10 protein-coding genes are annotated in these 11,881 nt (G+C 46.8%); 4 read left to right on the plus strand and 6 right to left on the minus strand.

Annotation, left to right across the window (positions count from 1 at the left end; all coding sequences use genetic code 11):
- The first annotated feature begins 186 nt into the window (after nucleotides 1-186).
- Together JMX92_RS03765 and JMX92_RS03770 are read left to right on the plus strand one after the other, a co-directional pair.
- Nucleotides 187-1,074 carry an MBL fold metallo-hydrolase gene (locus tag JMX92_RS03765; RefSeq protein ID WP_201543985.1) on the plus strand — a complete coding sequence of 296 codons (888 nt, stop codon included), beginning with the start codon at nucleotides 187-189 and terminating at the stop codon, nucleotides 1,072-1,074.
- A gap of 311 nt (nucleotides 1,075-1,385) precedes the next feature.
- Nucleotides 1,386-1,730 (plus strand): hypothetical protein, encoded by a 345-nt coding sequence (locus tag JMX92_RS03770; RefSeq protein ID WP_201543987.1) that lies wholly within the window; start codon nucleotides 1,386-1,388, stop codon nucleotides 1,728-1,730.
- Between the two features lie 154 nt (nucleotides 1,731-1,884).
- Here the strand turns inward: JMX92_RS03770 and JMX92_RS03775 are convergent, their stop codons facing one another.
- From JMX92_RS03775 to gmk, 6 genes are all read right to left on the minus strand, one after another.
- The gene (locus JMX92_RS03775) at nucleotides 1,885-2,964 is read right to left on the minus strand and encodes a cation diffusion facilitator family transporter (RefSeq protein WP_320157748.1); all 1,080 of its coding nucleotides are present in this window, start codon (nucleotides 2,962-2,964) and stop codon (nucleotides 1,885-1,887) included.
- 130 nt (nucleotides 2,965-3,094) lie between these two features.
- Complete coding sequence (locus JMX92_RS03780) at nucleotides 3,095-5,419, minus strand: primosomal protein N' (protein WP_201543990.1); 2,325 nt, start codon at nucleotides 5,417-5,419, stop codon at nucleotides 3,095-3,097.
- A gap of 100 nt (nucleotides 5,420-5,519) precedes the next feature.
- Nucleotides 5,520-5,915: a Rid family detoxifying hydrolase gene (locus JMX92_RS03785; RefSeq protein ID WP_201543992.1), complete on the minus strand. Its 396-nt coding sequence runs from the start codon at nucleotides 5,913-5,915 to the stop codon at nucleotides 5,520-5,522.
- A gap of 55 nt (nucleotides 5,916-5,970) precedes the next feature.
- Complete coding sequence (locus tag JMX92_RS03790) at nucleotides 5,971-8,154, minus strand: RelA/SpoT family protein (RefSeq protein ID WP_011959857.1); 2,184 nt, start codon at nucleotides 8,152-8,154, stop codon at nucleotides 5,971-5,973.
- Between the two features lie 565 nt (nucleotides 8,155-8,719).
- Nucleotides 8,720-8,980 carry a DNA-directed RNA polymerase subunit omega gene (gene rpoZ / locus JMX92_RS03795; RefSeq protein ID WP_011959858.1) on the minus strand — a complete coding sequence of 87 codons (261 nt, stop codon included), beginning with the start codon at nucleotides 8,978-8,980 and terminating at the stop codon, nucleotides 8,720-8,722.
- Between the two features lie 138 nt (nucleotides 8,981-9,118).
- A complete protein-coding gene (gene gmk / locus JMX92_RS03800; RefSeq protein WP_201543994.1) occupies nucleotides 9,119-9,733 on the minus strand; it encodes a guanylate kinase in 615 nt (204 codons plus the stop codon).
- A 218-nt stretch (nucleotides 9,734-9,951) separates the two neighbouring features.
- Between gmk and ispH the strand changes: the two genes are divergently transcribed.
- Both ispH and JMX92_RS03810 read left to right on the plus strand, forming a co-directional pair.
- Nucleotides 9,952-10,929: a 4-hydroxy-3-methylbut-2-enyl diphosphate reductase gene (gene ispH, locus JMX92_RS03805; RefSeq protein ID WP_201543996.1), complete on the plus strand. Its 978-nt coding sequence runs from the start codon at nucleotides 9,952-9,954 to the stop codon at nucleotides 10,927-10,929.
- 9 nt (nucleotides 10,930-10,938) lie between these two features.
- A complete protein-coding gene (locus tag JMX92_RS03810; RefSeq protein ID WP_201543998.1) occupies nucleotides 10,939-11,751 on the plus strand; it encodes a thioesterase family protein in 813 nt (270 codons plus the stop codon).
- Nucleotides 11,752-11,881 lie beyond the last annotated feature (130 nt).

Consider the following 11,881-nt stretch of genomic DNA (forward strand, 5'->3'; position numbering starts at 1 on the left):
GACACAAACTCAGACTTGGCGTGATAGGTTGCCCTGCGTCGGATGAGAAAGTAAAAGTAGGGGATATCAAGCAATTACTATGCTTAACTATATAATATTTATTTATATAGTATAATGATAGGTATAGTAAGCGTAACGCTGCGCTTAGCCATTTATAAATCAACACCACAAAAGGAGCGCCGGACAATGGAGATTAAATCATTCTTGCATGAGGACACCGAAACGTACACGCACGTATTAATCGATACCGGCAACAAGGTGTGCGCCATTATAGATCCTGTGCTTGACTATGACTTTAAATCGGGTCACACCAGCACCAAGTCAGCTGAGCAAGTGGTGCAGTTTATTAATCAGCAACAGCTTAACGCTGCCTATATTATTGAGACCCATGCTCATGCAGACCATTTATCAGCGGCTCAATATTTAAAGCAGCAGCTGGGCGCACAGCTGGTAATAGGCAAACCCATTACGGAAGTGCAAAAGATTTTTAAACACGTCTTTAACTTGGATATGGGCTTTAAAACTGATGCCAGTCAGTTCGATAAGTTAACTGAAGAGGGCACCCAGCTTATGCTCGGTGATATTGAGCTGACGGTGATGCATGTGCCTGGACATACGCCAGCAGACATGGCCTATATTGCCAAAAATACGGCAGATACCATGCAGCCATTGGCCATATTTGTAGGGGATACTTTGTTTGCTCCAGATGTTGGCACCGCACGTGTTGATTTTCCGGGCGGTGATGTTGATGCGTTATATGAATCTATCCAAAAGATTCTAGCGCTGCCTGAGGATACGGTCATCTATCTTTGTCATGACTATCCACCACAAGACAGAACGCATTCACCAGTGACCACGGTTGGGGCGCAAAAAGCGCATAATATCCATGTGCACCAAGGCATTAGTCAGGCGCAATTTGCAAAAATGCGCACTGAACGGGATGCCACCTTGCAGATGCCTCGATTGATTATCCCCTCTGTACAAGTCAATATCCAGGCAGGACATCTGCCTGAGCCAGAAGACAATGGGGTGCGGTATCTTAAGGTGCCGCTAAATTTATTAGGACAGTCGTAGCCATCAATCATGGCCACCAATATGCGCTGTAATCATGCAAGGTAGCGCTCATAGACAGTACACGACATACAAGCATGGACAGAATAATAAATAGCGGGGGCACTTATTTATTCGCCCCTTAGTTTGTGCTAGTATAGTGACTCAAAATCGTGGGTTTAATTGCTTTGTGCTCAGTAAATACTGTGACCACCAAGCATTGCAACTTCCAGCACGATGTAAAATAACTCTGGTAAAGCGCATGAGCCTATACTCCGACAAGGTCCATTTGTGCCCACTATGATTCATTTATGTCGGAGTATTAGGAGTCACTTATGTCTGCATCCTCTTCATCTTCTACTGCTTCCTGCCCTGAGCCTACCGCAGCGGGTACTTTTTTGTATGCCCGTCGTTATATTCCGCGTTGTGAGTTAGCTAAGCTTGCCCTTGAACAAATGCAAGCACTGCATTTGCGCGGCATTGATATTGTCAGAGCCATGGGCTATCCGCCTAAACATACCTTTGCGGCCACAGACCGACTGCGTTATGTCTTATGTAGCCCAGTTTTGGGCTTAGATGGCAGTTATATCGATGCTTACTACGATGCTTCTGAGTTTTTAATTGAGTTGTTTTCGCTACTACAAATCGACCCTGAAACCTATCAGTTATCGCTAAAATAGATTGTACAAAACCTACCTTAGCCTAAGCTTAGTCAAGATAAATGAGATGAGTACAGCTAGGTAATAAGGCCCAGTCATAGCCAGATAACAGGCACAGCCTGCAAGCGCCTAGCAGTAATGCGGCATGCAGGCTTAAGCGGGCTGTGCTGATTAATTAGTGGCTATGTCCAATATGGCTGTGGCCACTGTGATGGCTGGTCTCGGTATCCTCTAGCGCGCAAGTAATGGCATCAAGACGGTTATGGGGATGCTCAATAGACTCCACTTGAATGGTAGTGTGACTAATTCCCAAGCGCTCTAAGCTGTGCTCAAGCTCATGAATAAGCTCACTGGCCTCCAAAATACGCATGTCTCCATCGACCACGACGTGACACGATAAGGCATGTAGACCACTGGTAATACTCCAAACATGTAAGTCATGGACAGCAATGATGTGCTCGTTATGTTCAATAGTATGCTTGACGTCATCCAATGAAATCTCTTCTGGCGTGCCCTCCATTAAGATATGGGTTGAGGCTTTGACCACACGAAACCCACTCATTAAAATCAAAACCGCCACAATCACCGATGCCACAGGATCCGCCCACCACCAGCCCATCCACATCATAGCCAGCGCGGCGATAATGGCTGCCACTGAGCCCAGTAAGTCGCCCAGTACGTGCAAATAAGCACTGTGCATATTTAGGTTTTTTTCGCCAGATTGAGCCTCACCGTGCCCATGATGGTGGTCATGAGCTGCGCCGCCTCTATGTAGTAGCCAAGCCACCAATAAGTTCACTACTAAGCCAATACTGGCAATAATGAGCATACCTTGAGAGGCCACATCAGGTGGCGAATTAAAGCGTCCGATGGCCTCCCATACAATCATCAAGGCAATGATAATTAAGGTGGCACCATTGGCCCCAGCGACCAAAATCTCAAAGCGCTTATAGCCAAAGGTTTTCTCATTGCTTGCCTGCTTTTCACCTATTTTAAAAGCCAGTAAGGTGGCGCCCAAAGCCGCGGCATCAGACAGCATGTGGCCGGCATCAGACAGCAGTGCCAAGCTGTGAGTTAATAAGCCGCCTATAGCCTCTACCAACATAAACCCGCTGATAATTAAGAAGCTAAACCATAAGATACGGCGCTGCTTACTCATATCACGAGCTGTGGGTTCATCATGAAAGTGCGGCGGGTCATGAGCAGCTATGGGGTTATCAGGGTGGGTGTGGTGTGGGTCATGATGGGCGCTCATAAATTGCTCCTACGATGAGGTTTGATGGCCATAACTTAAGACCAAAACTAAATAACAGTTTACCCAGTTTCAGTGTTTATTAAAGTATCAGATAAGTAGAGCGCTTTTTATGCTGTCATGCCGGCGTGAGCTACCAGCCGATCGGGTCGATATCCAATGTCAGCTTTAAGTACTTGGCAGAGGGCAATTGTAGGACTTGAGGCCACCACAGGTTTAATACCTGATGCAGGGGGGCGCGCTGTTTTGAGAGCAATAGGAGCTGAGTATGATAGCGGCTGTTCTTTAGCTTCATGGGGGCATCTACTGGCCCTAAGATACTCAAATTATGAGGGGGTAAAATAACGACCGCATCTTTGAGTACTTGAGTGGCACGCTGTAATGTCTTGGCCTCACAGCGAATCAACGCAGCATAGGTATAAGGCGGTAGGCCTATCATTTTGCGCTCTTTTAACAGCTCTAATGCAAAGGGCTGATAGCCATCACGTACCAGCTTGCGCAATAAGGGGTTTTCTGGTTGCACGGTTTGAATTAACACTTTGCCAGGCTTACTGCCCCGTCCTGAGCGTCCTGCTACTTGCACAATTAGCTGCGCTGTGTGCTCGGGCGAACGAAAATCAGGTGATAAAAATCCGCGATCGGCATTGGGCAGACACACCAAGGTGACATTAGGGAAGTGGTGTCCTTTGGCCACCATTTGTGTGCCCACTAAAATGGCTGGTTTGCCGGTATTAATGCGCTGATAAATCTCCTCCCAGCTGTCCTTGCGCCGGGTAGTGTCTCGATCTATTTGAATGATGGGATAGGTGACTTTGCTGGTTTGTGGGTTTGAAAATAGCGCATGTAAGCTCTCAGTTAAGCGGGTGGTGCCCATGCCCACCGCATTTAAGTTGGGGCTATGGCACTCAGGGCAGGCAAGGGGAATAGAGGCCTGCCAGTCACAATGATGACACTTAAGATAGCTTGGCTGCTGGCTGTTAAGCTGGCTGTGATGTAAGGTCATATGAGCCTCACAGCGCACACAATCCGCTTGCCAGCCACAGGCATCACACAACAGTATAGGGGCATAACCGCGGCGATTTAAAAACACCAGTACCTGCTCGCCGGCCTCTAAGGTGCTGCGAATAGCGGCGATGGTATCATCGGTAAGCCCCGTATTTTGGGAGCGCTCTAAATTTGGCAACAGTTGTCTTTGTTTGTCCTCAACGGGCATGTCGCTGTATTTGGTTGGGGTGTCTCGGGCATCGACCAAATGCAAACTGGCCGCTTTGGCATGACCGGCACGCTCCGTGAGCATAAGCTCAGTCAGTTTGCCTTCTTGCACCAATTTTAGATGCTCAAGCGATGGCGTGGCAGTACCGAGTACCACAGGGATACCCAGTTGATAACCACGGTATAAGGCCACATCAGCGGCATGATAGCGCAAGGTATCTTGCTGTTTATAAGACTGATCGTGTGATTCATCGACCACGATAAGCCCTAAGTTGGCGAAAGGGTGCAGCACTGATGAGCGGGTACCGATGACAATTTGAGCCCGCCCTTGACGACAATCCTCCCAGCCATGCATGCGCTGGGTGTTATTTAAATTAGAATGCAGCAGTAATATATTGGCTGAAAAACGCTCGGCAAAACGGGCACGGGTCTGCGGTGTTAGGCCAATCTCGGGCACCAAAACTAACACTTGCTTACCCGCCTCAAGCACTGACTGCATGGCTTGCAGATACACCTCTGTTTTGCCACTACCGGTGACACCGTTTAGCAAATAGCCGCAGTAAGTATTGGTGTTAGCGGTATGGATGATGGCATTAACGGCCAGCTTTTGTTGCTCATTTAAGTCCAGAGGCATTTTGGCCAAGCTGACCGGTGCTGGGTCTGCTTGAGGCTGCAAATAATGCTCAATAAGGCCGTTTTCTTCTAAGCGCTTTAAAAAAGGACGCTCCATGCCCTCAAGTAACAAAGTCTCCTCACTGGCGCCATGAGTACCATGTAGTTTAAGCATTGCAAATTGTTGTTTTTGTTTGTGCGCATTGCTATTAAAGTTGGCATCACTGACATTGGGTCGAATGCGCCAGTGAGTCACCAGTAAGTCTAGCGGCTTGCCTTGGCGAATTAAAGTCGGCAGCATCACCGATATGACATCACCTAAAGGGTAATGATAATAACTGGCCAGCCAGCGTGCCAAAGACAGCATAGCGGCATCTAAAATAGGTGTCTCATCCAAGCATTGCTTGATGGGCTTGAGCTTATTTAGCGGTATGTCGCTGCTTTGTCTGTCGATATGTGCCACGACGATACCAATTAAGGTTTGTCGACCAAAGGACACCTGTACTCGGCTACCTATGGGCGGCATAGGGGGAGCGGTTTTGGCACAATGAGCGGGATTGCTTGAAGCAGGTATGGGTGGAAGATAATCAAATTCACGATAAAGAGGCACCGGCAGGGCGACACGAATCAGCATCTGGGGGTGTTCTCCTTAAATAAAGCGGTTATAAACTCAAAGTTGCCTTCGAGTTTATAACCTATTTTGTACTTACTTTTTAACCTATGACAGCTTAGGCTTAGTCTTCGATAAATAAGATAGACTCAATTTCAACGATGCCGCCTTTAGGAAGTGCTGCCACTTTTACCGCAGCACGAGCAGGATACGGTTCTGCCAGACGCTCAGCGAATACTGCGTTTAGCGCTGCAAAGTCATTTAAATCAGTCAGTGATACGTTAAACTTAACCACATCGCTTAATTTGCCGCCAGCAGCTTCACAGATGGCTTCAATGTTGTCCATAACTTGCTTAGCTTGGGCATCAAAGCCTTCACGCAGCTCCATAGTTTCAGGATCAAAGCCCAGTTGACCTGAGATGTATACCAGGCTGCCACCGGTTGATGGGATTTTTACCGCTTGTGAATAGGCGCCAACGGCTGCAGGGGCTTTATCAGTATGAATGGTTTGACGTGCCATAGTTATTCTCCTTGAGTATTATGACTTATGGTTATTGTTGATTTTAAACGGTGCTTTATAAGCGATATAGACGACGAATGCTACCAAAGCCCACATGAGGGCGCAGCGCTTCAATGCCTTCTAATACATGACTGCGACTACGCACAACCACGTGTATTATCGTTGAATCTGTACGAATATCAACTTTTTCGATACCAATATTTAGCTGACGCAAGGTATATAACACATGCGATACCTGCTCATCATTGAGTGCTAGGTTAATTTTTAGATAAGCGGTGAAGTGCGGGCGCTCACTGGGATGGGTGATGCTTTTTTCAATCTGCTCTTCGCTGTACCAGTTTAATTGCACCAGCTCATAAGGTTTTTCGGCATATTTATTCACAATAGAGTAGCAGCGATGGCGGTGCAGCACTAAGCCGTGCATGGTCAAATGACCGATGATGGGATCACCAAATATCGGGCGACAACAGCCGGCGAAATGCACCTCAACACCGTTGGCGTTAGACAGCAGCTGATTGGGTCGATCAAAGCCTCTTTTGCTGGCTTGTTGGTGGGTCTTAGTCACATCATCACTAAACAGTCTAGACACTACCAGCTGTGGTAATAAGGCCCCAGCGCTCATGTTCTCAAACAGCTCTTCTTTGGCGCTGACATTCTGCCATTTTAACAAGTCATCCCAGTCGGCTTCAGTCAAGTCATCTAGCGACTTACCATAGGTCTTTAGAGCCCTATCTAGCGCCTGCTTCCCATGTTGCTGTTGCTCCTCTATGGGCAGACTACTAAACCAGCGCTTCAGCGCGCGCTGTGCCTTACTGGTGACAACTATGCCTAGCCACTCAGCTTTTGGCTTGGCTTCTGGATCAATCTCGATTTCTACAGTTTCACCTGATTTTAAGATAGAGCCCAATTTGGCATTTTTGCCGTTAATTTTTGCGCCCACAGCCACGTTACCCACTTTGGGGCCCACCGCGTAAGCGAAGTCTAAAGCAGTTGCACCACGCGGTATCTCGTAGGCTCGGCCTTTGGGGCTGTAGCACAAGATTTTGCGGGTATTTAAATATGAGATAAGCTCATCAATGGTCTCAACCATTTCATCATAATCTGGATCGCCGGTTTTCTCATTTTCATTATAGTCGAGCAGCTCTTTCATATTACGAAGCGACGCTTTAATAACTGAGCGGCTAAGCTCAGAGGCTTGCTCAGCACCAATAACGCCCAGACGTGATACGGCCTGCATCTTACGGGTCAGCAAGGTGACTTTAATGATGTCGTTATCACGCTTATAAGTCAAGGTGAGCGACTGATTGCCGCCGGGCAGAGGATGACGGATATTGTCTTCAACGTAGCGGTCGGCGATGCGGTATTTTTTGATTAAATAATCCGCCAATAAATCACAGTCTTCAATGGTCGTGGTGACAATTTCAAAGGCATAGTGGCGCAATAAGTCATCAATCTCACCGCGGTTACGGAAGAATTGACGGTACATAATGACTTGGTTTTCTAAGACACGCACATGTCCTGAAATGTGATGCTTGTCCAGTACGTAGTTAAGATACTGCTGAATGGTCTCTTTTTGATATTTGCGCCCTAAGCCATGTTGTAAAAGCTTATCGGCCATCTTGGTATACATCACCGGATCTAGGTTTCGGTAACACAAGATTTCCATATAATCGGCGATATCATTAATCCCCATCAGACGGGCAAAGGGAACATAAAACTCAAGCGTCTCAGAGGCAGTAGCCCGCTGCTTTTCAGGGCGAACTGAATCTAGCGTTGACATATTATGCAGGCGATCGGCCAGCTTGATAATCAGTACCCGAGGATCATCTAGGGTCGCAGATAAGATTTTATGGAAGGTGGCCGCCTTGTTTTGGCGCTTATTGTGATTGGAGGATTTAAGCTTGGTCACGCCATCGACTAAGCTTGCCACCGTCGAGCCAAACAAGCGGGTGATTTCCTCAGAGGTCACCTCGGTATCCTCTACCGTATCGTGCAAGATAGCCGCAATGATGGTATCACGGTCTAGGCGAAAGCCCGCTAAAATCTCAGCCACAGCGATGGGGTGAGTAATATAGGGTTCACCGGATTTTCTTTTGTCTTTAATGTGCGCTTTATCCCCATAAGCACAAGCTTGTAGTACTTCTTGTTTTTCTTTATCGTTTAAATACGCCACAGCCCGCATAAGATTACGCTGCGCCTCATCAACTAAGTGATGGCTTAGCTTGGGGAGGTTTTTCATATAAGCGGTTTGATTTAATTGCTCATCACCGTATGAATCTGGCAGAGTGATATCTGGACTAATTGAGGTATCCACAATATTATCTGCGTTGGCAATATTATTGATGACATTGCCATCAATGTCAGTATTTAGGGGTTTAATCATATCAGTTTCAAAATTAGATGAGGTTGAGCCTGCAGTTGGGGTAGGAGTCAAACGATCTTGTAAAGGCAACATAGTTTTATCATCCATCGGCTAGGCAACAGTCAATTAAAAACAAGCGGGTCGTGGTCGTGCTTATCTCGTTATATGGGGATAACTGGTAAAAATAAAAATCACGCACCATGCCTTAATTAATCTTAAAAAAGGCAGTGTGTCAACTATTAACCCCTTATTAGCAAAAAATTAGCAAAAATAAAATAATAACTTGGGGGCTTTGACTAAATTTGGCACCCCAATAAGCTGCAGCATATAAAAAACCACGATCTGCAAGATGCTTATCGTGGTTCTTTATTTAACTGGCTTCATAAAATAAGAGCCGCTTTAGCGTTGATGGTCTAAGTGGCCGCTTATCTTAAGGTTTAAACTAGAAGCCTTGACCGCCACTTAATGCCAAATCTAATGAGTTCGTCGCAAAATGATGATCCGGTTGGTTTAGGATATCTTTGGTCACTAGGCCGGCAGCAATTTCACGCAGCGCCAATACAGTTGGCTTGTCATTGTTGACTTCAACTAACGGCTCAGAGACGCCTTTGGCCAGTTGATGAGCGCGCTTGCTGGCAACCAATACCAGCTCAAAGCGGTTGTCTACTGCATGTAAGCAGTCTTCTACGGTTACACGTGCCATAAAGTCCTCTTGTTATCACTAAGTGATATGTAAAAATGCGATAATTAATCAGCTATTATAGCAAGATTTCGCCCTTAAGTGGGTAGCTTTATTTTAGTTCGAAGCAGGCCGGCTTAGGGCGGATATTGCCAAAGCTTATTATTCAGTGATTAAGTCTTTGATAACTTCAGCATAACGCGCTTGCTGGCGGGCGAGCGTTTGACGCTTGGCCACAATAATTGCTTTTAACTCAGACAAAGCGGCTTCAAATTGATCATTAATCACCACATAATCGAAGTGCACATATTGCTGCATTTCAGTCACCGCACCAGCCAAGCGCTTTTCGATTACCTCTTGGGAGTCTTGACCACGTGAGGAGAGGCGCTGACGTAACGTGGCCTGGCTTGGTGGCAAAATAAAAATCATGGTCACATCCTCATACAGCTCTTTAACCTGTAATGCGCCTTGCCAGTCAATCTCTAAGATCACATCGACCCCAGAATCAAGCTGCTGGTTTACGCTTTGGCGTGACGTGCCATAATAATTATCAAAAACCTGCGCATGCTCCAAAAACTCACCGGCCTGAATGCCCTCGATAAACTTGGCTGTATCGGTAAAATGATAGTGCTGGCCATGGATTTCACCGGGACGCGGCTCGCGGGTGGTGTGTGAGACGCTGACAGCCAAATCATTGGTGGTGGCGATAAGCTGTTTAACTAAAGATGTCTTACCTGTGCCTGAAGCGGCTGTGATAATAAAAAGGGAGCCTTTCATAAAGTGATTCTCTATAGTGGATAAAGGAAGGTGCGCCAAAAAAGGAATATGAAAAATAGATGTATATTACGAATAAATCAGCGCCAAGATGCCTTCTATTTTAGCGGATATGTTAAAGTAGTCACAAAATAGTTTGTCTAATGCATAGAAATAAGCCGATGGGCTTAGCTGCGTTTTTCACATTTTATTTCTTCGATTATCTATTGTGAAGGTCTGTTATGCAAATTTATCTTGCCAACCCTCGTGGGTTTTGTGCCGGTGTTGACCGTGCTATTGCTATTGTAAATGAAGCATTGGCACGCTTTGAGCCGCCCATTTATGTACGCCATGAAGTGGTGCATAACAAATTTGTGGTGTCTGATTTGGCCAATCGCGGCGCGGTGTTCGTAGAAGAATTACATGAAGTACCCGATGGCTCTATCGTTATCTTCTCAGCACATGGGGTGTCAAAAGCGGTAGAAGATGAGGCTGAGCGCCGAGATTTAACGGTATTTGATGCGACCTGTCCTTTGGTAACCAAAGTGCATATTGAGGTGGCCAAATTCGCCCGTGAAAAAATGGATGCGGTGCTTATCGGTCACCAAGGTCACCCAGAAGTTGAAGGCACCATGGGCCGCTTTAGCGCGCAATATGGTGGCGAGATTCATCTGGTAGAAAATGAGGCAGATGTCGAAAAATTAGAAGTGAGTGATCCTGATCGTCTGGCTTTTGTGACTCAGACCACCTTGTCTATGGATGACACAGCAGTGGTCATTGATGCGCTGCGCAAAAAATTCCCTAACATTCAAGGGCCACGCAAAGATGACATCTGTTATGCCACCCAAAACCGTCAAGATGCAGTCAAAGACTTAGCTCAGCGCTGCGAAGTGGTATTGGTGGTGGGTTCTCCCAACTCCTCTAACTCAAACCGTCTACGCGAATTAGCGGAGCGTATGAACTGCAAAGCTTACTTAATTGATAATGCCGGTGAGATGAAAAAAGAGTGGTTTGCTGGGGTGAGCGCTGTGGGTGTCACAGCCGGTGCATCAGCGCCAGAGATTCTTATTCAAGAGGTGTTAAATCAGCTTCAACAATGGGGCGGAGATTTACCTGATGAGCTCAAAGGGATTGAAGAAAATGTGACCTTTAGCTTACCAAAAGAGCTGCGCATCCCCGTAAAAGAGGTGGCTTATAAGCCCATTGGTTTAATAAATTAAGGATGATTTATGACGTCATATTATCAGTGCATCAGCCGTGAACAGCAACAAGACGGCAGCTGCACAGCGCATTACGAACCTACCATCCATGCGCAAGGGGCATGGAATGAGCACGAGCAGCACATGGCTCCAGCCACCGGTATTTTGGCGCATGAGCTTGAGATTTTTGCGCCTCAGCCGCATCTGCGTATTGCGCGCATAAGCCTTGATATCTTGGGTTTAATTCCCTTACAAGCGTTTAGTATTACCACTCGCAGCATCCGCCCAGGCAAAACCATCGAGCTTATTGAGGCGGTGATGAGTAGTGGGGGGCGTGATTGTATTATCGCCAGAGCTTGGCGGCTGATTAGCCAAGACACCTCAAATATTGCCGGTCTTGAGGACCACGCACTGACAGCGTCACCAGAATCTTTACCCATTTGGCCAGGCATGAGTATTTGGCCAGGTGGGTTTATTGCCAGTACCACAGCGGTCTCAGATCCTGAGCGTCGTCCGGGCAAAGGTGTGGTCTGGTTGACCACCGCTTATGATATGGTCGAGGGCGAGGCCACAACCGACTTTGTGCGTTTAATGGGGCTGGTGGATACTGCCAATGGTGTGGTCCCTCGTAATGGCTTACAGCTTGCCGAAACCAAATTGGCTTTTCCCAATACCGACCTACAAATTCACATGCACCGCCTGCCTGAGGGCAAATGGTTGGGGATTGAGGCGGTGCAGCAATACGGTGCTGATGGCATTGGCTTAACCAGTGCAGTGTTGCATGATAAGCGGGGGCCTTTTGGTCGTAGTGAGCAGATCTTGACCTTGCGGCCGATGGTATAGTCAGCCAAGCCTGCATGGCTCAAAATGAGTTAAAAGTGACGCACAACGCCGATTTATTAAAAGTCGGCGTTTTTTTATGACGCATAATCACAAACCTAGCTTGAAAAAACAGCACCGTGCCCCTATTAGT

This window comes from Psychrobacter sp. H7-1 (genome assembly GCF_904846585.1).
Taxonomy (GTDB): Bacteria; Pseudomonadota; Gammaproteobacteria; order Pseudomonadales; family Moraxellaceae; genus Psychrobacter; species Psychrobacter raelei.

Excerpts from the sequence above, each read along its gene's own strand:
- JMX92_RS03765 (WP_201543985.1), top strand. The coding sequence starts at position 187 with ATGGAGATTAAATCATTCTTGCATGAGGACACCGAAACGTACACGCAC.
- JMX92_RS03770 (WP_201543987.1), top strand. The coding sequence starts at position 1,386 with ATGTCTGCATCCTCTTCATCTTCTACTGCTTCCTGCCCTGAGCCTACC.
- JMX92_RS03775 (WP_320157748.1), bottom strand. The coding sequence starts at position 2,964 with ATGAGCGCCCATCATGACCCACACCACACCCACCCTGATAACCCCATA.
- JMX92_RS03780 (WP_201543990.1), bottom strand. The coding sequence starts at position 5,419 with ATGCTGATTCGTGTCGCCCTGCCGGTGCCTCTTTATCGTGAATTTGAT.
- JMX92_RS03785 (WP_201543992.1), bottom strand. The coding sequence starts at position 5,915 with ATGGCACGTCAAACCATTCATACTGATAAAGCCCCTGCAGCCGTTGGC.
- JMX92_RS03790 (WP_011959857.1), bottom strand. The coding sequence starts at position 8,154 with ATGAAAAACCTCCCCAAGCTAAGCCATCACTTAGTTGATGAGGCGCAG.
- rpoZ (WP_011959858.1), bottom strand. The coding sequence starts at position 8,980 with ATGGCACGTGTAACCGTAGAAGACTGCTTACATGCAGTAGACAACCGC.
- gmk (WP_201543994.1), bottom strand. The coding sequence starts at position 9,733 with ATGAAAGGCTCCCTTTTTATTATCACAGCCGCTTCAGGCACAGGTAAG.
- ispH (WP_201543996.1), top strand. The coding sequence starts at position 9,952 with ATGCAAATTTATCTTGCCAACCCTCGTGGGTTTTGTGCCGGTGTTGAC.
- JMX92_RS03810 (WP_201543998.1), top strand. The coding sequence starts at position 10,939 with ATGACGTCATATTATCAGTGCATCAGCCGTGAACAGCAACAAGACGGC.